Below are 24,220 nucleotides of genomic sequence, written 5' to 3' on the forward strand. Positions count from 1 at the left end.
GGTTCATGCCTCCAGAAAATTACCCAACAGTTTTTTTCCTTCGAACGTCAATATGGACTCGGGGTGGAATTGCACTCCCCAGACAGCCATTTCCTTATGGGCCAGGCCCATTATCTCCTTGTCCTCGGTCCATGCGGTCACCTCCAGCGGGTCCTTCACTGTGGAAGGTTCCGCCAGGAGGGAATGATATCTGGTCGCCTCGAACGGGGAAGGAATACCCTTGAATATACCTTTACCGTCATGGTATATGAGGCTGGTTTTCCCATGCATTATGTTGTCGCCCCTCTCAACCTTAGCGCCATAGACCTCGGCTATGCACTGGTGCCCCAGGCAGACCCCCAGTATGGGCACTTTACCCTGCATCATCCTGATCACATCTTCGGAGATCCCGGCATCGGCAGGGCGTCCGGGTCCGGGTGATATAATGATCTTCTCCGGGGCCATATCGGCCACCTCTTCCAACGTTATCTGGTCGTTGCGATACACCACCAGATCAGCCCCCATTTCCCCGAGATACTGCACGAGGTTATATGTGAACGAATCATAATTATCGATGACCAATATCATTCCAGCCCCTCTTCCGCGAAATCTATTGCCTTCATCATGGCCATGGCCTTGTTCACCGTTTCCTTGAACTCGTTGACAGGGTCGGAATCCAGCACAATACCGGCGCCAGCCTGGATATTGGCCTCATCCCCATCCATTATGATGGTCCTTATGGTGATACACATATCGATATTGCCCGAGAAACTTATGTAACCAATGCATCCCGCGTAAAGACCACGTCTCAGGTTCTCCAGCTCGTCTATTAACTCCATGGCCCTTACCTTGGGCGCGCCGCTCACGGTACCGGCCGGAAAGGTCGCGCGGATAAGATCGTAAACGTCCTTATCCTTGCCGAGCTTTCCGACGATGTCACTTACAATATGCATCACGTGGGAATACCTCTCGATATGCATGAGCTGCAGCGTCTTGACCGAGGAATACTCACATACCCTGCCTATGTCATTACGCCCGAGATCCACCAGCATCACGTGTTCGGCCCTTTCCTTGGGATCGGCCAACAGCTCTTTTTCCAGCTCAATATCCTTTTCTTCGCTCTCCCCCCGCTTACGTGTACCCGCTATGGGCCTTATTTCCACGTTCCCGTCCTCACAGCGCACCAGTATCTCCGGGGATGAACCCACGATACGCTGGTCCCCGAACTTAAGGTAGTACATGTATGGTGACGGGTTTATGGACCTTAACGCCCTGTAGACCGAGAAGGGATCCGCGCCGGTCCTGCGCCTGAACCTCTGTGATAGCACTATCTGTATTATCTCACCGGCACGTATATATTCTTTGGCTTTCTCCACGGCATCGCCGAACGCGCTTTCCGTGAAATTCGACTCGACCTTGTTCGCGGTCATGCCCGTCGAGACCTTCGGTTCGGTGACCGGCAGCCTCATCTTTTCCACTATCGCCCCGATCTTCTCTACAGCCGCGTCATAGGCGCCCGAAGCGTCCCCGTCAAGTATCGCGTTGGACACTATCTTGATCTTATGATCGACATGATCGAAAATAAGAATGGTATCCGTAAGCACGAGCTGCATGTCCGGCATGTCCAGCTCTTCCGGGTTGTTGTCGGGGACCTCCTCCACAAAACGTACCATATCGTACCCGATATACCCGACGAGCCCCCCGCAGAACCGGGGAAGCCCCTTCACGGGCACAAAACGGAAATCCTTCATTATCGACCTGACCTCGTCTATTGGGTCGGTAGAGGTCTTGTATGATTCCACTTCCGGGCCGCGCCTCACCTTCATGTCCGCGCCTTTGCTCTCGATGACCAGGGACGGGTCACTGCCCAGAAATGAATATCGCCCGACATGCTTGCCGCCTTCTACCGATTCAAGAAGGTACGAGAACGGGCCTTTGTCTATCTTGAGGAAAGCCGAGAGCGGCGTGTCAAAATCCGCCAGCATCTCCCTGTAGACCGGAATAACGTTCCCCTTTCCCGCCAGTTTGAGAAATTCCTTTTTACTCGGATAATACTCTGCTCTACTCATCTCATCTGTCCCGTTCTATTTACCGTATACTTCCTTGGGATCGAACACGCGCTCTTCCGATACCGTTCTCGTCCCGTCGCTCCGGACCTTCTCGAAATAACAGGTGAAATATCCTTTGTGGCACGCCGCCCTGTGCTGGTCAACCTTGAACAGGAGCGAATTGTTCGCGCAGTCGACAAAGACTTCCCGTACGTCCTGTTCGCACCCGGACGTTTCCCCTTTTATCATTACCCTGCCCTTGGACCGGCGATATACATGTATCTTCCCTACCTCAAGAGTACGCTCCAGCGCCTCCCTGTCCATATAACAGAGCGTCAACACCTTTCCCGTGTCCGCGTCCTGTATTATCGCCGGTATAAGACCTTTTTCGTCAAAGTTCAATTGTTCCGATAACCCCATCACATTCTCCTTAAAATCTAACGTTAACACCTTTTCCCTTTAAGTAGTTCTTCACTTCAGCTATGGCGAATTCCTTGAAGTGGAATACCGAAGCGGCAAGGGCCGCGTCCGCCGCGCCGTCCGTAAGAGCTTCCCTGAAATGGTCAAGCGTACCGCATCCGCCGGAAGCTATCACGGGTATATTGACCGCTTCGCTTATGGCCTTCGTAAGCGGCACATCATATCCGTCCTTGGTCCCGTCCGAGTCCATGCTTGTAAGGAGTATCTCGCCGGCACCCAGGCTTTCGGCCTTCTTTGCCCACTCAACGGCGTCTATCCCCGTAGCCTCGCGCCCTCCCCTTACATACACTTCCCATCCACCGCCGGTCTTTCTTTTTGCGTCAATGGCCAGGACTATGCACTGCGAGCCGAACTTATCGCTGGCCTGCCTGATCAGGCCCGGGTCCTCTACCGCGGCCGTATTGATCGAGACCTTGTCGCATCCGGCGTTGAGAAGTTCCCTTATATCCTCGTTGGAGGATATGCCTCCCCCGACGGTGAACGGTATGAAGACCTCTTCCGCCACGCGCCTGACCACATCGACCATTGTCTTGCGCTTTTCGTGGCTGGCGGTGATGTCGAGGAACACCAGTTCGTCCGCGCCCTCCTCATTGTATATCTTGGCATTCTCGACCGGGTCGCCCGCGTCCCTGAGATCGACGAAATTGATCCCTTTGACCACACGTCCGTCCTTGACGTCAAGACAGGGTATTATCCTCTTTGCCAACATTTATGGCCTCCTTAAGGTCTATTGTTCCTTCATAAAGGGCCCGGCCGATCACCACCCCGGACAGGCCTTTCTTCTCGAGGGCCTTCAGCTGCTTAATATGCCCTATATCCTTTACGCCCCCGGCGGATATGATCTTCAGCCCAGAGCGGTCCAGCAAGGAAGCGAGACTATCTATGTCCGGGCCGGAAAGCATGCCATCGCTCTTTATGTCCGTGTATATTATTTCGGTCACGCCGATATCCTTGAACCATGTGAGGATATCCATGACATCTTCTTTTGATTCTTTTTCCCAGCCGCTACTGCTGGGCCTGCCTGCCCTGACATCCAGGCTGAATATCACTCTGTTGCCGAACTCCTTTACGCACTCTTCGGCGAAAACACGGTCCTCGAGCGCTTTTGACCCGATTATCACCCGGCCCACGCCCACCTCCAGGGCGAACTCAATGTCGTCCTTCGTCCTGTATCCGCCGCCCGTCTGGACGAAGACATCCGTTCCCAGAGTGATGGAACGTACCATGCGGGCATTGACCGGCCATCCCATTCTCGCGCCGTCCAGGTCTATGAGATGGAGCGTTTCCGCCCCTTTTTCCACCCACGTACGCGCGGCCTCCATAGGTGATATGGCATAATCCAGCTGGTGCCCATAATCGCCCTGGACAAGCCGTACGGTCTTTCCCGCTATAAGATCTATCGCCGGTATTATCTTCATAGCCTTATAAAGTTCTCCAGCATCTTAAGCCCGTACTTCTGTGACCGTTCCGGGTGGAACTGCGTCGCGAACACGTTATCTTTCCATAGGACCGAAACGTAGTCCAGTCCGTAACCGGTAATACCGGCCACATTGTCATTATCTCCGGGTACGCAATAATACGAATGCACGAAATAAAAGAACGTGTTATCCGGGATACCCATGAACAAGGGACATTCCGGCCTTTTCATGGCCACCGTGTTCCATCCGATCTGCGGGACCTTGAGCCCTTCCGCCCTCGGAAAAAGCTTCACGTCCCCCTTGATCACATCGAGGCAATCACATCCGCCGCTCTCTTCACTTTTCGTGAACAGAAGCTGCAGCCCCAGGCATATACCGAGGAACAACTTCCCTCCGGCTATGTGTTCTTTTATCGGGGCTATGAGATCCCTGTCATCCAGACAGTTCATCGAGTCCTTCCCCGATCCCACACCCGGCAGGACGAGTTTTTCCACGGAACGCACTTCTTCCGGCGTACGACATATCTTGAGCTCCGCGCCCAGATAACGGAACGCGTTGTAGACGCTCCTCAGATTGCCCGATCCATAATCTATCATCCCTATCATATGTTCACCACACTTGTCATAATATACCTTTACTCGAGGGCACCTCTCCCGCGCGCCTCGGGTCCACACGCGTGGCCTTGTCCAGGGCTATACCGAGCGCCTTGAACACCGCCTCAAGATAATGGTGCATATCGCCTTCGCCGTATATCTCCACATGAAGGTTCATGCTTATCTTGTTAGCGAAGCTCTCAAGTAGATCCTGCGCGTAGTGCATGGAATATCCCTCGTCATCCTTTATCCCTTCCTTGCCACCGGAAACCGCGTTGACCGACAGCCTGAACGCCGGCCTGTTCGAGAGGTCAACGGACACTTTGGCGCCGGCCTTGTCCATGGGGACCTCCGCGTAGGCGGTCCTGACTATACCCCTGCAATCCCCCAGGGCTTTTTTGAAAGCTTCCCCCAGCGCCAGGCCTATATCCTCGTTGAGATGGTGATTGTCCACATGGGTATCACCTTTCGCCTTAAGCTTTATATCAAAATACCCGTGGTAGGCGAACAATGTAAGCATATGGTCAAGGAACCCTATGGAGGTCTTTATATCGGCCTTTCCGGTCCCATCGACATCAAGAAGCGGTATCGTTATCTCGGTCTCCCTGGACTTCCGTTCATATGAAACGGTCTCCCTCCGATCACCGCGAACACCCTGTTTTTTCCCGAATATACCCATCTTTCCTCCCGGTTCATTCACATCTTGCCTGGACAGACTCCCAGTGCCTGACCAGCTTCTCAAGTTCCGTTATCTCTTTTACCCATTCGGCGGATTTGCATATGGCCCGTCTCGAATAAGAGATTATGTGGGAGCTTTTCATGAAACTCCTGAGGTTAAGGCCCGACGAGTATCTGGCGGTACCCCCTGTCGGCAGTACATGGCTCGGCCCCGCGATGTAATCCCCTATGGCGACCGGCGTATACTGCCCGAGGAACACGGCACCGGCGTTAGTTATCATCTTTAAAAGCCTGTTCGGGGCTTTCACCATGAGTTCCAGGTGCTCCGGCCCGATCATATTGGACACGCGCGCCGCTTCCTCCAGGTTCCTGACCTTTATGATGTATCCCTTGAGGTCCGGGTCCTTATGCATGGCGTCGAACACCTTTTTCGACGGTGTCACCAGTATGGAAAGACCTTTGTGATGCTCTTCCTGCGCCATAAGGTCCCTCTTAAGGTAATCCATGTTGGTGTGCTGGTTGGCTATCACTAGCACTTCGCTGGGACCCGCCAGCATGTCTATGTCGCAATAACCGAATACCTGCCTCTTGGCTTCCGTAACGAACTCGTTACCGGGACCAACTATCTTATCCACTTTCGGGACCGTCTTGGTGCCGAAAGCCATCGCGCCTATGGCCTGCGCCCCGCCTATCTTGTATATCTCGTCAACGTTGAGGAGATTCGCCACCACAAGTATATGCGGATCTATACTTTTGTATTTGTTCGGCGGGGATACCATAACGACCTTTTTAACCCCAGCTATCCGGGCCGGGAGCACGGTCATGTAGACACTGGATACAAGTGGCACCGTACCGCTCGGGACATATACCCCCACATTCTCTATTGGCGTGAATTTTTCCCCGAGTTCCACCCCGGAATCCTGCTTCATTTTCCAGGACCTGGGTATCTGTTTCAGATAGAACTTCTCGATGTTCCCTATTATCTCCTTGAGCGTGTTCACCATCTCCGGCTTTATGTTCTGGTAAGCTCCCGATATCTCCGCCTCGGTGACCCGTATGTCCTTTTTCTTGAGATCCACTTTGTCGAACCTCTTCGTGTACTTTACCAGCGCGCTGTCACCGTTAGCCCTCACGTCGGAAAGTATCCTTGCCACCTTTTGCTCAAGGCGCTTTTTCCCGATACCACCCCTGGTAAGGAGGTTATTGAACATCTGACTGCCTACTTTTACAGACCTCATTTCACCCTCTCTTTTCTATATATTCCACGGCCATAGCCAGCGCTTTTTCCAGCCCGGACGGATCCTTGCCCCCGGCCTGGGCGAACGCTTTTTTGCCTCCACCTGATCCGTTTATAGCGGTGGATACGAACGTGATGAGCTCCTTCGCGTCTATATCCTTTTCCCCAATATCTACCGTAACTGCGCACATAAGGTACGCTTTGTCATCCTGTCGCGATCCCAGGAGGACAACGGACGACCTGACCTTTTTCTCTACTGCGCCTGTCACCTGGCGCAGTATGTTCATGTCCACTCCCTCTATAATACCCGCGACCAGATTAACGTCCTTTATCTTCACGGGATCGGCCGCGAGACTATCGGCTGTCCTGAGCGCGGCGTTCAGAAGTTCCGCTCCGGCCTTCTTTGCCTTGTTCTTTTCCTCTTTGGCGCGTTTTTCCTCTTCCGAGGACAGCGCATCCTTCCATATTTCGTCAAATTCATGCACAACGGCGGAGTCGACCTCTTTCTTGCCTTCCGCCACCTCAACTATCTTTTTCCATGTATCATCTCCACCGGTGACCGGCGGCCTGCCTCCTAGTTTCTCTTTCATGAAATCGTTAAGATAGCGTTTTACCCACACGCGCGCTTCCTCTCCCGTGACCGCCTCTATGCGCCTTATCCCGCTCGCGACGGAACTTTCGGCCGTTATCTTAACGAGTTCAATTATCCCTGTATTGTCCACATGGGTGCCACCGCATAGTTCCTTGGACTTGTCCCCGACGGATACCACACGTACCACTTCCCCGTATTTTTCGCCGAAGAACGAAAGAGCCCCCTCTTTTCTAGCTTCTTCCAGCGTCTTTTCTCCCTTACATACGGATATGTCCTCCGATATCCACCCGTTCACCATATCCTGGACCTTTATGAGTTCCCTGTCCGACACCTTTTTCATATGCGTGAAATCGAACCTTAGGCGCTTATCATCCACATGCGATCCCGCCTGTTTTACCGTATCTCCCAGCACGACCCGGAGGGCCGCCTGCAAAAGATGTGTCGCGGTATGGTTACACGCCGTGCGCCCTTTTCGTTCACGGTCTATCTCCACGACCACTTTCTCTCCCTTTTCGACCCGTCCCTGGCGGGCCACGACCTGCAGGATCTTCCTGCCGTCGGACTCGAACACGTTGACTATCTCGAGCTGAGCGCCTTCCCTGCTAACGAAACCCTTATCCCCTATTTGTCCGCCCGACTCGGAATACAGGTCCGCGCTCTGCGGACATGTTATTATTTCGGCGCATTCCCCCGGCGTTATGGTATCCACCTCTTCTCCCGACACCAGGATGTATTCTATGGTCGCTTCAAGCGGCATGCCGGCAGAGAACTTCGGCCTCGGCGCTTTCGCGAAAAGATCTGGCCGGAAAATAAAATCGCAGGAAATATCACTGCCTTTGCGGGACTGCTCTTTCCTCTGGTCCATCAGGCGCTCAAAACCTTTTATGTCTATATCCGTATCCTTTCCACCCACCGCTAACATCTTATCCTGTATGATCTCCAGGGGAAGACCATATGTGTCCACGAGCTTGAAAACATCCTCACCCGACAACGACTTCCCGCCTTTTTCCATCATCTCGTCAAGGACCGGCATGGCGGAACACAACGTATCGTTGAACCTCTTTTCCTCCTCAAGTATTATAGCTGCTATGTGTTCCCTCTTCTCCCCAAGTTCCGGATATACCTTTCTCATCTTCTCTACGACATCCGGCACTATACGGTAAAGCACCGGCTCTTTGGAAGAGCTCTTCAGGAACGCTCTTCGTATCAGCTTGCGCACAACGTACCCGCGTTTCTCGTTTGACGGGGAGACCCCGTCACATATCGCGAGCACGGCCGACCTCACATGATCGGCTATGAGGAATATATCCTCCCGGGAGATGCCCTCCCCGACGATCGCCTTTATGGTCTTGATCATGGGCGCGAATACATCCGTGCCGAAGTTGGAATATGACCCCTGCATTACGGCCGTTATCCTCTCGAGCCCCATACCTGTGTCGATGTTCTTGTTCGGCAGCGGGACCAGCCCGCCATCAGGCTTTCTTTCAAATTCCGTGAAGACCAGGTTCCATACCTCCACGAACCTGCCGCAGTCACAAGACGGGTCGCACGAAGGATCCCCGCATCGCACCTGATCCGGCCCCCAGTCGTAAAAGATCTCCGAACACGGTCCGCACGGCCCATTGGGACCTTTTGTCGGGGCGTCGGAAGGCCAGAAATTATCCTTTGCCCCCATTTTGACAACACGTCCGGCCGGGACACCCACCTCATTGATCCAGATGTCATACGACTCATTATCGTCACGATATACGGACACCCATAATCTTTCTTCCGGGATATTCATCTCTTTCGTCATGAAATCCCATGCCCACCGTATCGCGTCACGCTTGAAATAATCCCCGAAGGAGAAATTCCCCAACATCTCGAAAAAAGTATGGTGCCGGGGCGTCTTTCCCACGTTCTCAAGGTCCCCGGTCCTTATACACTTCTGGCAGGACGCGGCCCTCGTATAAACGATGTTCTTCCCCATGAACTGGTCCTTGAACTGGTTCATCCCGGCTCCGGTAAAAAGAAGCGTCGGATCATCCCTGGGTACCAGAAGATCGCTCTCCACTATCTTATGGTTTTTGTCCCTGAAGAACGACAGGAACCTGTCCCTTATTTCATCAGATAACATATGATTACCTCTAATCGCTCAATATTGCCCTTATGACCTCTTCCGATACATACGGGTCTATCCCCCGGCTTATGAGCACCCTGTATAGCCTGGCCTTGAATTTCTGGTCTTTCGGCCCACGCAGGTCCCGGAGTTTCGCCTTCAGGATTATGCTCGCCACCTTATGATCGTCCCTGGCCTCGGGTCTCGCCTCGAAGGCCTTTTTGATCGTATCTTCTCTTATCCCCTTTGCTGAAAGCTCCTCCGACAGGGCGCGCATCCCTTTCGGGTTGGTCCTGAGACGTGTCTCTATCCATTCAACGGAGAACTTAAGATCGTTGACCAGACCGTTCTTCCTGAGCCAAACGAGGACAGCCTCTGCCACATCAGCGGAATACTCCTTTTTCACGAGGTATTCCGACATCTCATGTTCGCTTCTGGGGCGTATCGAGATAAAACGCAGACAATCTTTTTTTGCGGACGAAACACCGTCATTGATACACATTAAAGCCCGTCTCCAAAGAACGCAGCGCTGCCTTATTTCAGACCGGCTGACCGATCCTGTCCCATTCCCTATAAAAGGTCAGCGGTCTTAGAGGCTTTTACAACTTCCGCTTCGATCTTGTTCAGTAGTTTTGGGTTCTCTTTAAGAAAAACACGAGCGTTCTCTTTCCCCTGACCGATCTTTTCTTCCCCGAAAGAAAGCCACGTACCGCTCTTCTTGACGATATTGAACTGCTCGGCCAGATCAAGGATACTTGAGGACCTTGATATGCCTTCATCGAACATTATATCGAATTCGGATTGTTTGAATGGCGGGGCCATCTTGTTCTTGACCACTTTGGCCCTCACACGGCTACCGATGACATTGTCGCCTTTCTTAAGCGAAGCTATCCTCCTGAGGTCTATCCTGACGGACGAGTAGAACTTAAGCGCGTTACCGCCCGTTGTCGTCTCCGGGTTGCCGAACATAACGCCGATCTTCATCCTTATCTGGTTTATGAAGATAACACATGTCTTGGATCTAGATATGGCCGCCGTAAGTTTACGTAACGCCTGGCTCATAAGCCGTGCCTGCAAGCCTACATGCGAATCCCCCATATCCCCCTCTATCTCTTTCCTGGGGGTAAGAGCGGCCACTGAATCTATGATCACTACGTCCAGGGCATTGCTGCGCACAAGCGTTTCGGCTATCTCAAGCGCCTGTTCACCGCTATCCGGCTGTGAGATAAGGAGCTTGTCAAGATCAACACCTATACGTTTCGCGTAGGAAGGGTCAAAAGCGTGTTCCGCGTCAATGAAAGCGGCGTCCCCGCCGTTCCTCTGAGCTCCGGCCAATATGCTGAGAGTAAGGGTGGTCTTCCCGCTGGACTCCGGCCCAAATATCTCGACTATCCTCCCGCGAGGTACTCCTCCTATGCCTAAAGCCATATCGAGCCCCAGGGCCCCGGTCGTGATGGTATCGACCTCGATCTTATACCCTTCTCCCATTTTCATTATGGCTCCCTGTCCGAAATCCTTTTCTATCTTGCTTAAGGCAAGTTCGAGTGCCTTATTTTTTTCCGTTTTCTTAACTTCGGAGCGTTCTTTTTCATCGATTTTTTCGGTATTTTTCCTGGTCATGACAGCCCCCCGATAATTTATGATTTAGATTAGTCGCTTTATTATACTAATACCCCTCGTTCTTTGTAAAGGCAATTATCTATTATATTTTAATATATATAGTGCTTTACCGCACTTACCCGTCCCTTTCCGGGAAACCACGACATATTATGCGGCGTTATATACATAGACAACAGAAAACCGTGAATTACTGCTTTTTTGCCAGGGATTTTTCATAAATAGGAGTGTAAACAGGCCCTTCCTGTCTTAATTCCGATCGGTAAAGCGTTATCCTGTCTATACGACTTACCTCAGGGCGGGGGATCATTCCCAGGGCTTTTTCCCGCAAAAGACCGACACCGGACCCACTTCTTACCCGGCCTATGGTAATATGCGGCTTGAATTCCGCGCTATCCCGGCTGAAGCCCTTTTTTTCAAGGTTCCTGTCCAGGGAAAGCGATAGTCTCTCGATCTCAGGAACGCCTTTCCCTATCCCGATCCATATTACCCTGGGACGTCCCCATCCTGGAAAAGCACCAAGACCGTCCAGGGACAGTTCAAATCCGGCGATGGACAAGGCCGTCCTCTCCATGGCGTCCTTTACGTCCTCCACCGACCTCAATGTGATGTCCCCGAGAAAACTGAACGTTATATGGATATTCCCGACAGGCACCCATTTCACGTCGGCGTCGGCATCTTTCAACCCGCCCTGTATCCGGGCGGCTTCTTCCCTGGCTTTTTCGGAAATATCTATCGCTATGAAAGCTCTTATCTTTTCCATATCGGAAGGTCCTGTACGGATATGCTCATATGTTATCCGAGATGAAACCAAGAAGTGACTTCGCGAACTTCTCTTTTATCTCTTTGCGGGAACCCTTGAATAACAGTTTTTTCGTTCTCTTTTTGCGGTGGGACACGAATCCCATATAGGCCAGACCAACGGGTTTTTTCGCGGTGCCGCCACCCGGACCCGCGATACCGGATATGGACGCGCCTATATCCGCGCCTGTCAGTCCGGCCACACCGGAAGCCATGGAAAGTGCTACCGGAGCGCTTACGGCCCCATACCGTTCTATTTTCGACGCCGGCACCCCCAGGGAAAGGACCTTCACGCCATTGGAATAAGCGACAACTCCGCCCAGAAAATACGAAGAGCTGCCGGGTACATCCGTTATCATGCTGGATACCAGGCCCCCCGTACAGGATTCCGCAAGCGCAAGTGTCATTTTTTTCCTGGCCAACAACTTTCCCACGTCATTATTGGCTTTCCTGCCCCGGACCTTCTCCTGTGCCATAATCCCACCTGATGATATGGTTATATGCCTTCCCTGAACATAAGGCCGGGAAGTATCCCGGCCTCATGGGGCATGACGTCGTGTATACATATATTACGCGCTTACGACCGCGGCGGGTTCCTCCGCCTCGGACCTCTCGTCCTCGGTGAACTTAACGGACACGATCTTCGATACACCTTTTTCCTGCATCGTGATACCGTATAACACGTCCGCCAGCTGTATGGTCATCCTGTTATGCGTGACGATTATGAACTGGGAAAGCTTCAGGAACTCCTGGAGCACACGGCAGAACCTCACGATATTGGACTCGTCAAGCGGCGCGTCTATTTCGTCCAATATACAGAACGGGCTCGGGTTCACCTTGAATATCGCGAATATGAGCGCTATGGCGGTCATCGCCTTCTCACCACCGGAAAGCTGCATTATATTATGCAATTTCTTGCCTGGAGGCCTCACGACTATGTCTATGCCGCATTCCAACACATTGCTCTCATCCTGGAGGACAAGCTCGGCCTTGCCTCCGTTGAAAAGCATACGGAAATAGCTGTTGAACTCGACCTTTATCTTATCGAACGTTTCTATGAAGAGCTTACGCGTGGTCTGGTTTATCTGTCTTATCGCCTTAAGCAGGGACTCGCGGCTTTCCACCAGGTCGTCACGCTGTTTTGTGAGGAACTGGAACCTTTCCTCGAGCTGCTTATGTTCTTCTACCGCGCCAAGGCTCACTTCGCCCATTTTATCTATCTGGTCCTTCAGGTCGTTTATCCTGGCCTCCACTTCCTGCCAGTTCTCTTCCTGCGCGTCCCCCTCGCAGGACAAGCTCTTCTCGATGTCGACCTTGTAAGTCTCCAGCATCCTGTCCACGAGGGCCTGGCGCTTGTACTCCAGCTCTTTTTTCTGTATGTCGAGATCGCGTATCCTGTCGCGCGCTTCCTCAAGTTCTTTCTCGAAACGTTTTACTTTCTCCTCTTCTTCCCGCACCCTTACCGAAAGCTCCTCTTTGCTCTCCCTCACCAATGTTATTTCATCGTTCTTTTCCCCGATGGCCTTTTCGCATTCGCCTATGCGCGTTTCAAGTTCTTTCGTCTGTTCATTAAGCTCCTTTATCCTTTGTCCACTCTCGGCTATCCTTCCCCTCTTATCCCCGACCTCATGTTCCATCCTCTCGAACGACGTCCGTTCCCTGGTAAGGTTCTCGCTGATATTCTCTTCTTCTTTCCTGAGCCCCGAGAGCTCGGCCTTTATATCGGATATGGCGAAAAGAGCCTCTTCCCTCAGGCGGCTTTTGTCCTGTATCACCAGCTGTGATTCCTCCATTACCGCGTTCAGGCGTATATTCTCCTCTTCCAATTCCCTGCTCTTCTCCTCAGCCCTGGACAATTCCTCCCTCAAAGAGATTATTATCCCTGATTCCTCCGCTATTTCCGCGGCGACAACATTAAGCTCCTTGTCGATCGAGTCCAGTTTATCCCTGACAGCGCCACGCCTTGAGCTGATATCCGCGAATTCCATCTGGCACTCCCGCAGATCGGACTCAAGATGTTCTTTTCTAGCCTGGGAATCCCTTATCCAGTTCTCCAGGACGGATATCTCGGCGTTCAGTCCCTCTATCTCTTTTTCTATCCTTTCCTCATCAGCCAGCATTTCCCTGACCTTCTCCTGCCTGCCGAAAAGCGGAAGGACCTCTTTACCGGAGTAATTCCTGCTGCGTCGTACTCCCCGGCGGGATATCTCGCCCTTTTCACCCAATACCGCGTACGGGAACGGCTCGGTCCCGGAAACCGCTTCCTCCACGCGAGAAGACGGGCCCGCGACCAAAGTACGGGAAAGAAGCTCCCGGAGCGCCGGGATATATCTCTCATCGGTCCTGATAACGGACATCGCGGGGCCGAACCCGGGCACATCCCCCGGGATATCCTCTCCGGTCGCGCGCGCGCTGAGCTCTTCAAGGATTATCAGGCTCACGTTCTCCATGGAACCCTCTCTCAGGAATGACATGACCTTTTGCGCGTCCGAACGTGTCTCGACCACCACTGCCTGGGACAGATATCCCATGACGGATTCCATGGCCTCACCGTAACCGTCCTTCACGTTCACTATCTCGGATAATATCCCACATACCCCTTTGAAATCCTGGTCTTGCGCCTCCACCCTTTCCATTATGACCTTCGCGCCGTCATTTATACCCTCTCTTTCGGATATCAGCTTCTCCAGGAACTGCCTGCGCGGCCTGATGGCGTTAAGTTGTTTCTCCCTATCCGATTTTTCCCCGCCCAGGAGTATGTTCCTGTTATGTTTGGCCTGGTATTCCTCGTTGAAAGCGTAAAACTCCTTCTTTTTGCCTTCCAGTTTCCCTTTCACTCCTTCGGCCTTGGCGTCAAGCGCGCCAACCTCTTCCACCACCCGGGTCTTTTCGGCTTCCACGTTGACCTTTTCCGCCTTAAGCCTTTTTTCCCTGGCTACGGCATTACTTATATCGGCCTGTAGCTTTATGGCCAGGTTCCTGGCTTTTGTGGCTTCGGAAACTATATCAACTGTCCTCTCCCGGCTGAACTTGAGCTCATGCCTGCACAGTTCTATGGACTCGGACATGCCGCGCACGTTCTCTTCCGCCTGCGCCAGCTCAGCGTCTTTCTCCGTCCTTCTGCGATTAACTTCACCGAAACGCCTATCAAGCTCTTCAAGTCTGGTCTTCAGGCCTTCTCTTCTTTCGGTTATATCCTCTATTTCCCAGTCCAGTCTTTCCACGTATTTCTGGAGTTCTTCCACTCTTTCCCGGTTGACCGTGATCACATGCCTGTTCTTGTCCAGTTCCGACGCCATGATCGTCACCTGGTTCTGTATCTCCTGCAACTTCTCCATCACCATCTTGAAATCTTCACGGAAACCCGCTAGAGCGGAAGCCGCCCCTTCCAACGCGGAACTTTTTTCTTCCGCGAGACGTTTGATGTCCCCGTTCATGTCCGCTATGGAACTGTCATTCGACCCGAGATCGTGATATTTTTTCAGGGCCTGTTTCACCTCAAGCCCTTTAAGTTCCTCATAACGCGTTTTATAGCGCTCCGCTTTCCTTGCCTGCCTCTCTATCGAACGGATCTGCCGTTCCACTTCCCTTACAATATCGTTTATCCGAACCAGGTTCTCCTGGGTGCGTTCCAGTTTGAGCATGGCCTCCCTTTTCTGGGATTTGTATCGGGTAATACCGCTGGCCTCCTCAAAAAGATACCTTCTCTCTTCGGGCTTGGAACTCAAGACCATGTCCATTCTTCCCTGTTCCACGACCGAATAGGAACTGGTGCCTATACCGGTACCCATTAACAGACCGCGTATATCCGCGAGCCGCACAGGCATCTTGTTCAGGAGATATTCACTTTCCCCGGAGCGGTATAACCTTCTTGTTACCGTTACCTCGTCATAATCGACCGGTAATATCCTGTCCTCGTTCGAGAGGGTCAAAGACACCTCGGCAAAACCCAGCGGATCATGTTTTTCCGTACCGTTGAAGATCACATCCTGCATGGCCGACGAACGCATGGATTTCGCGGATTGTTCCCCGAGTACCCACTTTATAGAGTCAACTATGTTGCTTTTCCCGCACCCGTTCGGTCCTACTATCGCCGTTACCCCGGGTTCGAACTTCAACTTAGTCTTGTTCAGAAAAGATTTAAAACCCAGTATCTCAAGGCTTTTGAAATACATCTTACCTCCCGTCCTTATTTTCCTTCGAGTATCCTTCTCATCTTCTCGATGTCTTCTTCGGTGTATTCACGGTAACCGTTTATCGGGTTACGGCGCGGCACAGGGAATATCCCCTTCTTTTCGTAATTTATCACAGTGCCTCTATAAAGCCCAAGAATATCAGCTATCTGCTGGACCGTATATTTCCTTACACCTCTTGAGATCATCTCCATGCGTTAAACCCAACTTTGATATGGTTTGTATATGTTTATTGATGTTTGTAAAATTTTACTAAAGTATACATACGTTTCTTATACAAGTCAAGAAAATGTCCAGGCAAAAAACACCATATATTGTATAACATAAAAATATAAATACTACAACTGTTTTTTTCGGGGGATGACAAAAAAATAGCGGGCCGTATTATGCCCGCTATTGATAGAGGTCGGATACCGTTTATATTATCCTAATACCTTCTTGAACTCCTGAGTAAGCGCCGGTAATACCTTGAAAAGGTCTCCCACTATACCATAAGTAGCTACGCCGAATATAGGCGCCTCGGGATCCTTATTAATAGCTACGATCACGTCCGATGACTTCATCCCGATAAGGTGCTGTATCTGGCCGCTTATACCACAAGCGATATATAGTTTCGGGCATACGGTCTTACCGGTCTGCCCGACCTGGTGCGAGTACGGGATCCATCCGGCATCGACCGCCGACCTCGATGCCCCCACCGCGGCGTTAAGCCCCAGCGCCAGTTCCCTGATGATCTCGAAATTCTCTTTTGAGCCCACACCTCGCCCCCCGGAGACAATTATATCCGCTTCCGCTATATTTATGGTCGATTCTATCTCCTCGACGATATCGATAAGCTTTGTCCTTGAAGCGTATGTATCCTCATCAAAGGATTCGCGTATTATTTCGCCCTTCCTGGAACTATCAGCTTCGGCCTCTTTCATGACCTTATGTCTTACGGTGGACATCTGCGGCCTGGAATTGGGCGTGATTATGGTAGCCATGATATTACCACCAAAAGCCGGCCTTGTCTGGAGAAGCAGTTTTTCGTCCGGATCTATATCGAGCCCCGTACAATCCGCGGTAAGCCCGGCCCTTATGTCCACAGCTACGCGTGATATCAGGCTCCTGCCTATGGTGGTAGCCCCGCAAAGCACTATTTCCGGTTTATATTGCGACACCAGCTTGATAAGGACCTTGGTATAAGGGTCGTCCTGATATACCCTCAATTTGGGGGAATCCACGAGATATACTTTATCGGCGCCTTTTTCTATGAGTTCCCTGCACACATCTTCCACTCCGTCGCCCAAAAGCACCGCGCAAAGCTTAACCCCGAGCTTATCCGCGAGTTCCCTGCCTTTTCCCAGTAGCTCGAACGCCACGGACTGCACTTTTCCCTTTTTCTGCTCGGCGAAGACCCATACATCCTTATACATGGAAAAATCTTTTTTAGCGGCGGTGTCTTTTTTCTTTATATCGATGGCATCGAACTTACACACCTCTACGCAGGCCCCGCATAACGTACACTTGGTAAGGTCAATGACCGCTTTCTTGTTCTCTACGGTCATGGCACCGAAAGGGCATTCCTTTACGCACAGCTTACATCCAATGCATTTATCGTTGATCTTTATCGGCAGTTCTCCGCTCATATGCGCTCCATCTCCCGTTCTATCCGCCTATCACAACATCCTTGATAAGTCCGGCCAATTCTATGGCCGCGTCCTTTTCCTCGCCGCCTATGATCTGACCGCCTCCCCTTGGGGGCGGAGAGAACACCTTCACGACCCTGGTGGGGGACCCATCAAGGCCTATGTTCTCCGGCTCGCAGGCGACATCTTCCGCCGTCCAGACAACTATCTCGGCCTTCTTTGCCTTCATCTTACCCTTGAGGGACGGAAGCCTGGGTTCGTTTATCTCTTTTACCACCGTGAATAATACCGGTATAGGCGTTTCGACTATATCATAACCCTCTTCGGTCATACGTTCGACCACAGCGGAGGTCTTGTCCAGTTTTTCGATCTTTTTCACATATGTTACCTGCGGAATCCCCAGATGCATGGATATACCGGGACCTACTTGGGCGGTATCCCCGTCGGAGGCCTGTTTCCCGCAGAATATGATACCGAAATCTCCCACCTTCTTTATGGCCTGTGAGATAGTATAGCTGGTGGCCCAGGTATCACTGCCGGCGAACTTCCTGTCGGAAAGCAGTATAGCGCTGTCACAACCCATGGATATGGCTTCCCGCAGGGCTTGGTCCGCCTGGGGCGGCCCCATGCAGATAACAACGACCTCGGAATCCCCCAGCTTCTCCTTGACCCTTATGGCTTCTTCAATGGCGTACATATCAAAGGGATTTATGACCGCTGCCACGCCTTCACGCTTGAGCGTGTTCGTTACCGGGTCTATCTTCACGTCCGTCGAGTCCGGAACCTGTTTTATAAGGACCAATATCTTCATTGTTGCTCTTCCTTCCGGCTTATTTCTTCTTGCCCAGGCTCTCTTTTATGAGAGCCGATGCTATCACGCTTCTCTGTATCTGGTTGGTGCCCTCATATATCTGCGTGATCTTCGCATCCCTCATGAGTTTCTCTACCGGGTATTCTTTCATATATCCATATCCGCCGAAGATCTGTACAGCATCCACGGTGACCTTCATCGCCGTATCGGACGCGAACGTCTTGCTCATGGCCGATATCTTGGCCACATCCTTGGCTCCGGAGTCTATCATGCGAGCGGCCGAGTATATAAGCGCCCTGGAAGCCTCTACCTGTATGGCCATATCGGCGAGCATGAACTGTATCCCCTGGAAAGAGGATATGGCGCTCCCGAACTGCTTTCTCTCGTGGGCGTATTTGACCGACTCATCCAAAGCCCTCTGGGCTATGCCGACGGCCTGCGCGGCCACACCCGGACGCGAATGATCGAACGTCTTCATGGCCACTATGAACCCAAGGCCTTCCCTGCCCAGCAGGTTCTCTTTAGGCACCTTAACGTCCTGGAATATCACCTCGCGCGTTGCCGATCCCCTGATACCAAGCTTATCTTCCTTCTTGCCAAAGCTCAGGCCCGGAGTACCTTTTTCGACTATAAAGGCGCTTGCGCCACGCGCGCCTTTGGATCTGTCCGTCATGGCGATAACAGTGTATATCTCGGCTTCACCACCGTTGGTTATCCACTGTTTGGTCCCGTTCAATATATAATGGTCCCCGTCCTTCACGGCCGTGGTCTTTATGCTTCCGGCATCCGATCCGGCTTCCGCTTCCGTTATACAGAAAGCGGCAAGGGTCTTCCCCGCGGCTATATTAGGCAGGTATTTCGCTTTCTGGTCATCGTTACCATAAAGCAATATAGGAAAAGTCCCCAGACCGGTAGCGGCGAAAGCCAGGGCAATACCTCCGCATCCCCAGGAAAGTTCCTCCGCGGCGATGGCCATTTCCAGGACCCCGCCGCCCATACCACCATATTCTTCGGGTATATACACGCCATAGATATCGGATTCGGCCATGACCTTGACTATATCCCATGGGAACTCACCGGTCTCGTCATGATGAGCCGCAACTGGTTTTATTTTCTCTTCGGCGATCTGGTGGCATAGATCCCTTATCATCTGCTGTTCTTCGGTCAATAAGTAATCCATATCTTCTCCTTACGTTTTCGTGACCCGTAAAACATCACGGACTTTACCGGGCCAAAGAATTTGAGTTTCAAGATATAATTGATCTAAACCGGGTTCATCCTTCGAACTTCTTAACGACCAGGCTCACATTATGCCCGCCAAAACCGAGAGAATTACTTAGCGCTACCTTAACATCGGCTTCTCTGGCGGTATTCGGGACATAATCAAGGTCGCAATCAGGGTCAGGGTATTCATAGTTGATTGTGGGAGGCAGAACTCTTTCCTCTATGGCTTTAGCGCATGCGATCAGCTCTATCGCGCCTGTAGCGCCTAACAGGTGCCCGGTGACGCCTTTAGTAGAACTTACCGCCATTTTGTAAGCATGGTCACCAAAAACCTTTTTTATGGCAGCCGTTTCCATCTTATCATTGAGCTGCGTGGAGGTACCATGCGCGTTTATGTAGTCTACTGCTTCCACGTTAAGTCCGGCATCCTCTACGGCGGCCTTCATGCATCTTATAGCGCCGTCCCCTTCGGGATCAGGAGCTGTCATATGATACGCGTCCCCGCTCATACCGTATCCCACGACCTCACAATAGATATGGGCCCCTCTTTTCTTGGCGTGCTCCAGCTCCTCAAGTACCACTATAGCCGCGCCTTCGCCCATTATGAACCCGTCCCTTTCCCTGTCGAACGGGCGTGAAGCATGTTCCGGGTCATCGTTCCTGGTGGTCAGCGCCTTGAGGGCGCAAAAACCCCCGAATCCCATTCTCGTTATAGCCGCTTCGGACCCTCCGGCCACCATTATATCCGCCTCATCCCTCTGTATGATCTTAAAAGCGTCCCCTATTGAGTGGCTGGCGGTAGCGCAAGCTGTGACCGCCGCGGAGTTCGGGCCTTTGAACCCCAGCTCTATGGAGACCAGGCCGGACCCCATATTAACGATGAGCATGGGGATAAGGAACGGTGACATCCTGGATGCCGCTACCGTCTCGTTCTCCGACATTATGTATTTTGAATGCTCTTTCTCTATGGTATGGAGCCCGCCTATACCTGACCCGATATATACACCGGCCCGCTCGGTATTGATCTTGGAGACCTCTATCCCGCTGTCGTCAACAGCCATCTTGGCGGCGGCTATCGCGAACTTAACGAACGGATCCAGCCTTTTTTCCTGCTTGGGGCTTATGAACAAGGTCGGGTCGAAGCCTTTGACCTCTGCGGCTACCTGGGAATTAAACGGAGTAGGATCGAAGGCGGTAAGACGGGCTACACCCGTCTTACCGTTAACCATCGCATACCACGCATCTTTGACATTGTTCCCTACCGGGGTCACTGCGCCGGTCCCTGTAAGGACAACTCTTCTTTTATGGGACATAATCGGATAATCTTATTTTTAGATTACTTGGCTGCTTTTTCTTCGATATAAGTGATAGCCTCTCCGACCGTCGTGAGCTTTTCGGCGTCTTCGTCCGGTATTTCAGCCCCGAACTCTTCCTCAAGCGCCATAACAAGCTCAACAGTATCCAGAGAATCGGCACCAAGATCGTCTATGAACTTCGCATCTTCTCTGACCTCTTCGATCTTTACACCAAGCTGTTCAGCCACGATCGCTTTGACCTTTTCAGCTATCTCCGACATTGTTCCTCCTTTTACGCGTTTTTAGTTGCTACAGTTAGATACCTATTAATGGCTTACTGTCATTCTGGCAAGCCGTAGAGCTTTCGGCCGTGGCCTACATCACCATTCCGCCGTCAACTTTTATTACCTGACCCGTTATATAAGAAGACCCTTCACCGACCAGGAAAAGCGCCAACTTTGCCACATCTGAGGTATCCCCCATCCTTCCGAGGGGGATAAGCCCCAAAAGCTTCTCTCTCGCCTCCGCGGACAGCTTATCGGTCATATCGGTCTGTATGAACCCGGGAGCTATGGCGTTAACATTGATATTTCGGGATCCCATTTCCTTGGCTACCGTCTTGGTCAGGGCTATAAGCCCTCCCTTGCTGGCAGCATAATTAGCCTGGCCGGCGTTCCCCATGACCCCTATTATGGAAGCCATGTTCACTATCCTGCCGCCGCGTTGCTTCATCATAGGACGGGTCACTGCTTTTATACAGTTGAAAGCGCCCTTAAGGTTCACGTCAAGTACTGAATCCCATTCCTGTTCCGACATTCTAAGGATAAGATTATCCCTGGTAATGCCGGCATTGTTGACAAGTATATCTAATCTTTCAAAATTGTCAAGGGTTTTCTCCACGAACCCGGTCACTTCTTCGAGCGAAGTAACGTTGACCTTGGCTGTCAGGACCTTCCTGCCTGTCGCATCTTCTATTTCCTTTTTGGTAGCGGCCAGGAATTCCTCGTTCACATCACATATGGCAAGGTCCGACCCTTCCCTGGCGAACAGGAAAGCTATCTCTTTCCCTATCCCCCTGGCCGCACCCGTTACCATGGATACCTTATTCTCGAGTTTCATCTTACCCCCTGTTTTTTTCGAACTAAATTGTAACAACTATAAATGTTTTGTCAAGACAATTAAGGCCCGGGGCGGACATGTCCGGGCCGACATATGGTAAATACTCTGTTCTTTTGGACAAGATCGGGAGAACATGATGTGCCATGGGTCATTTTATCGTTTTTTACGTATCCCGCCATGCCTGTACAATAAGTTTATCCCCGCGGCACAGGACCTATTCTAGGGATTGGGAATGATATTGTTCCACTACGCGGTCAACAAGCTCCCTTTTACCATCTCCCATCTCCTGGAAAAGAACCGCTACTATACACATATTGTTGGTAGGCATTTTTTCCATCCTCAATACCTGGCCGACACACACAACGGGATCCTCGACCGGAGAAAAACTGATCTTCAGGTCCATAAGCGCGCCTTCTTTGAGGAATTTGTTGTAATAGAACAACATGCCCCCGGCACCCAGGTTTATCACGGGTACCATATCCCATCCACCGGGGCCTTCATGAGGCCTGACCCTGAACCTTACAAGGAACTGTCTTTTTACTCGTTTATACTGTCGTCTTTCAGCGCCTCTATACATGAATGTTTACCTGCCGTATATTTGTCGGACTTCTTTCTGTTCTGTATAGTATACCTTAATATACTTATGAATTACAAGTGCGGCTTCCGCCGTTCCCTCCGCCTGCGCATATTCCTCCCGTCAGGCGATATTCATAAATGTAATTTTACATCCGGCCGGGGTTATTTACAAGAAGTTATTGTTCGGGGCACGCTCATGGACAGGCAGTATCATCCGACGATATTTTACTTGTTTCCGTCGAGAACCATCCTCCGGTATAGGCATCGATATACGCGGTCAGCTCTTCTACTCGATGAACATCTTTCCGGGCACCGCCAAGGTCTTTCCTCTCTTTCCGCGAACCTGTGGCCCGTTCTCTATCCAGGATAAGCTGGATAGTCCTTTTTCTCTCGAAATATAACCGTGTAACCTCATCAAGGATATCATTCCTAAGCTGGACCATGAGCTTACTGCGCACGTCGATACTCGTTTCCGAAGCGTCCCACACCAGCTCTGATAGGTCCCAGGTGAAGTTGACCCCCCAATCGTTGTCCGTTTCCCGGGGGCCCTCGAACACGTAAGAGGTGGTAGCACTGGTATATATCTCCTTATTATCATCGCTGGACTCGGAAAAGCTGAGGGATACCCTGGGGAACAACCCCTTCCACTTCAGGGCATCTCTCCACTTCCTTATTTTTGAGGGAGATACGTCGGCATACTCGACGGCCTTTCTACATACTTCCTTTATATCCGGCCCCGGGGCCATGAACCATTCACCGTAACCCCCATCTGTCCCTGTATCCGGCAATTCCACGTTACCCATACAGAGTTCATACACCTCGGAACCACGTCCCAACAATATCCCAGTACCACACTCGCCCGATCCATATATTTCCATGCACGGAACGGACCCGGCACCAGGGGCCCGGAATATCATATCCCATCCATGGCCATCTTTCCTTAAAGCAAAAACACCATCGCCCGCGAGCGCGAATATGGTCCCTCCCCCATAGCCCACGCTCACCGGATCATATGCTGACGGTAACTTTTCGGGTATTTTAAGATAAGTCATATCGTCAGGGGCCACCATGTATATGTTCCCGTTATCAAGCACGACAAAACCGTCCGTATCCTCGCAATATTCAATGTGTCCCGCAACAGGCGTTATAACGTCGCTCTCTTCTTCCTCCGCGGGTTCCGTCATATCAGCCTCATCCTCTTCACCTGTGTTCGCGTCGTGGAACGCCAGGTCCCGCCAGTTCTTTTCCCGTGCGTCACAGATGAAGAATCTCCCATCCGAAAGGCATGCTATCCGGCCCCCGCTATTAAGCACATCCACTATCCGCCCGCACCTTTTGGACAGACCTAGTTTACTTATACTTCCTGCCGGCGTTCCAGAAAAATATATCTCGCGCTCGCTCCAGACTACCATTCCATCGTTATCGGCGGACATCCCCGTCATCCTCCCGGGTGTTCTCTTGATCTCCCACCCTTCATCCTCCTTGCGATAAACCAAGCCTTTCACGGTCAGGACAACGACCTCTCCCCCCATGAAACATATATCCTTTACCCCGCCGCTCCCGGCCGGAAGACGCTCTTCTTTCCAGTTATTTTTCCCTTTCTCTGAAACAAAGAGACCTTCGGTCGTTCCCGCGAATATCCTGTCATTGTCCTGGTCTCCGGCCACAAGACATAACACCTTACCGCACAATCCTTTACACGATATTTCACCTCCACTGGCAACACCTGTAAAGAACAGGAATATGACCAGCGATATCACCTTTATTTTCAATGGATATTTCTTCACGGACAACATATTTCCCCTTTCACATTTTGTCTTGACAAGAGGACAA

General features: G+C 51.6%; 23 protein-coding genes. All 23 read right to left on the reverse strand.

Annotation, left to right across the window (positions count from 1 at the left end; translation table 11 throughout):
* Window positions 1–3 precede the first annotated feature (3 nt).
* The 23 genes from PHH49_00690 to PHH49_00800 all read right to left on the reverse strand — a co-directional run bounded on the left by PHH49_00690 (window position 4) and on the right by PHH49_00800 (window position 24,183).
* Window positions 4–567, reverse strand: a complete 564-nt coding sequence (locus tag PHH49_00690) for an aminodeoxychorismate/anthranilate synthase component II (GenBank protein ID MDD5487468.1) — start codon at window positions 565–567, stop codon at window positions 4–6.
* Entirely contained in the window at window positions 564–2,048 is a 1,485-nt protein-coding gene (gene trpE, locus PHH49_00695; GenBank protein ID MDD5487469.1) for an anthranilate synthase component I, read from the reverse strand. The genes PHH49_00690 and trpE overlap by 4 nt, the downstream gene beginning before the upstream one ends.
* Window positions 2,049–2,063: 15 nt before the next feature.
* Entirely contained in the window at window positions 2,064–2,447 is a 384-nt protein-coding gene (hisI, locus tag PHH49_00700; protein MDD5487470.1) for a phosphoribosyl-AMP cyclohydrolase, read from the reverse strand.
* A 10-nt stretch (window positions 2,448–2,457) separates the two neighbouring features.
* On the reverse strand, window positions 2,458–3,216 hold the full coding sequence (hisF, locus tag PHH49_00705; protein MDD5487471.1) for an imidazole glycerol phosphate synthase subunit HisF: 759 nt from the start codon (window positions 3,214–3,216) through the stop codon (window positions 2,458–2,460).
* Entirely contained in the window at window positions 3,185–3,925 is a 741-nt protein-coding gene (hisA, locus tag PHH49_00710) for a 1-(5-phosphoribosyl)-5-[(5-phosphoribosylamino)methylideneamino]imidazole-4-carboxamide isomerase (GenBank protein MDD5487472.1), read from the reverse strand. Before hisA ends, hisF begins: the two co-directional genes overlap by 32 nt.
* Complete coding sequence (gene hisH / locus PHH49_00715) at window positions 3,922–4,530, reverse strand: imidazole glycerol phosphate synthase subunit HisH (protein ID MDD5487473.1); 609 nt, start codon at window positions 4,528–4,530, stop codon at window positions 3,922–3,924. The genes hisA and hisH overlap by 4 nt, the downstream gene beginning before the upstream one ends.
* A gap of 16 nt (window positions 4,531–4,546) precedes the next feature.
* Entirely contained in the window at window positions 4,547–5,197 is a 651-nt protein-coding gene (locus tag PHH49_00720) for an imidazoleglycerol-phosphate dehydratase (protein MDD5487474.1), read from the reverse strand.
* A gap of 13 nt (window positions 5,198–5,210) precedes the next feature.
* Window positions 5,211–6,434: a histidinol dehydrogenase gene (hisD, locus tag PHH49_00725; protein ID MDD5487475.1), complete on the reverse strand. Its 1,224-nt coding sequence runs from the start codon at window positions 6,432–6,434 to the stop codon at window positions 5,211–5,213.
* A gap of 1 nt (window position 6,435) precedes the next feature.
* Complete coding sequence (gene alaS / locus PHH49_00730) at window positions 6,436–9,141, reverse strand: alanine--tRNA ligase (protein ID MDD5487476.1); 2,706 nt, start codon at window positions 9,139–9,141, stop codon at window positions 6,436–6,438.
* Between the two features lie 10 nt (window positions 9,142–9,151).
* Window positions 9,152–9,625, reverse strand: a complete 474-nt coding sequence (locus PHH49_00735; protein ID MDD5487477.1) for a RecX family transcriptional regulator — start codon at window positions 9,623–9,625, stop codon at window positions 9,152–9,154.
* A 68-nt stretch (window positions 9,626–9,693) separates the two neighbouring features.
* Window positions 9,694–10,743 carry a recombinase RecA gene (gene recA, locus PHH49_00740; protein ID MDD5487478.1) on the reverse strand — a complete coding sequence of 350 codons (1,050 nt, stop codon included), beginning with the start codon at window positions 10,741–10,743 and terminating at the stop codon, window positions 9,694–9,696.
* Window positions 10,744–10,930: 187 nt separating this feature from the next.
* Window positions 10,931–11,503, reverse strand: a complete 573-nt coding sequence (gene thpR / locus PHH49_00745; protein ID MDD5487479.1) for an RNA 2',3'-cyclic phosphodiesterase — start codon at window positions 11,501–11,503, stop codon at window positions 10,931–10,933.
* A gap of 25 nt (window positions 11,504–11,528) precedes the next feature.
* Window positions 11,529–12,017: a nicotinamide-nucleotide amidohydrolase family protein gene (locus PHH49_00750; GenBank protein MDD5487480.1), complete on the reverse strand. Its 489-nt coding sequence runs from the start codon at window positions 12,015–12,017 to the stop codon at window positions 11,529–11,531.
* Window positions 12,018–12,110: 93 nt separating this feature from the next.
* Complete coding sequence (smc, locus tag PHH49_00755) at window positions 12,111–15,716, reverse strand: chromosome segregation protein SMC (GenBank protein ID MDD5487481.1); 3,606 nt, start codon at window positions 15,714–15,716, stop codon at window positions 12,111–12,113.
* Between the two features lie 14 nt (window positions 15,717–15,730).
* Window positions 15,731–15,928 (reverse strand): MerR family transcriptional regulator, encoded by a 198-nt coding sequence (locus tag PHH49_00760; protein MDD5487482.1) that lies wholly within the window; start codon window positions 15,926–15,928, stop codon window positions 15,731–15,733.
* 228 nt (window positions 15,929–16,156) lie between these two features.
* Window positions 16,157–17,350, reverse strand: a complete 1,194-nt coding sequence (locus tag PHH49_00765) for an electron transfer flavoprotein subunit alpha (GenBank protein MDD5487483.1) — start codon at window positions 17,348–17,350, stop codon at window positions 16,157–16,159.
* 31 nt (window positions 17,351–17,381) lie between these two features.
* The gene (locus PHH49_00770; protein ID MDD5487484.1) at window positions 17,382–18,173 is read right to left on the reverse strand and encodes an electron transfer flavoprotein subunit beta/FixA family protein; all 792 of its coding nucleotides are present in this window, start codon (window positions 18,171–18,173) and stop codon (window positions 17,382–17,384) included.
* A gap of 19 nt (window positions 18,174–18,192) precedes the next feature.
* Window positions 18,193–19,353, reverse strand: coding sequence for an acyl-CoA dehydrogenase family protein (locus PHH49_00775; protein ID MDD5487485.1), 1,161 nt, complete (start codon window positions 19,351–19,353; stop codon window positions 18,193–18,195).
* 94 nt (window positions 19,354–19,447) lie between these two features.
* Window positions 19,448–20,710, reverse strand: a complete 1,263-nt coding sequence (gene fabF / locus PHH49_00780; GenBank protein MDD5487486.1) for a beta-ketoacyl-ACP synthase II — start codon at window positions 20,708–20,710, stop codon at window positions 19,448–19,450.
* A gap of 23 nt (window positions 20,711–20,733) precedes the next feature.
* Window positions 20,734–20,973 (reverse strand): acyl carrier protein, encoded by a 240-nt coding sequence (gene acpP, locus PHH49_00785; protein MDD5487487.1) that lies wholly within the window; start codon window positions 20,971–20,973, stop codon window positions 20,734–20,736.
* Between the two features lie 94 nt (window positions 20,974–21,067).
* Window positions 21,068–21,811 carry a 3-oxoacyl-[acyl-carrier-protein] reductase gene (gene fabG, locus PHH49_00790; GenBank protein ID MDD5487488.1) on the reverse strand — a complete coding sequence of 248 codons (744 nt, stop codon included), beginning with the start codon at window positions 21,809–21,811 and terminating at the stop codon, window positions 21,068–21,070.
* Between the two features lie 214 nt (window positions 21,812–22,025).
* Window positions 22,026–22,388 carry a PilZ domain-containing protein gene (locus PHH49_00795; GenBank protein MDD5487489.1) on the reverse strand — a complete coding sequence of 121 codons (363 nt, stop codon included), beginning with the start codon at window positions 22,386–22,388 and terminating at the stop codon, window positions 22,026–22,028.
* A gap of 193 nt (window positions 22,389–22,581) precedes the next feature.
* Entirely contained in the window at window positions 22,582–24,183 is a 1,602-nt protein-coding gene (locus PHH49_00800; protein ID MDD5487490.1) for a hypothetical protein, read from the reverse strand.
* Window positions 24,184–24,220 lie beyond the last annotated feature (37 nt).

The sequence above is a fragment of the Candidatus Omnitrophota bacterium genome, assembly GCA_028715965.1.
Classification (GTDB): domain Bacteria; phylum Omnitrophota; class Gorgyraeia; order Tantalellales; family Tantalellaceae; genus JAQUQS01.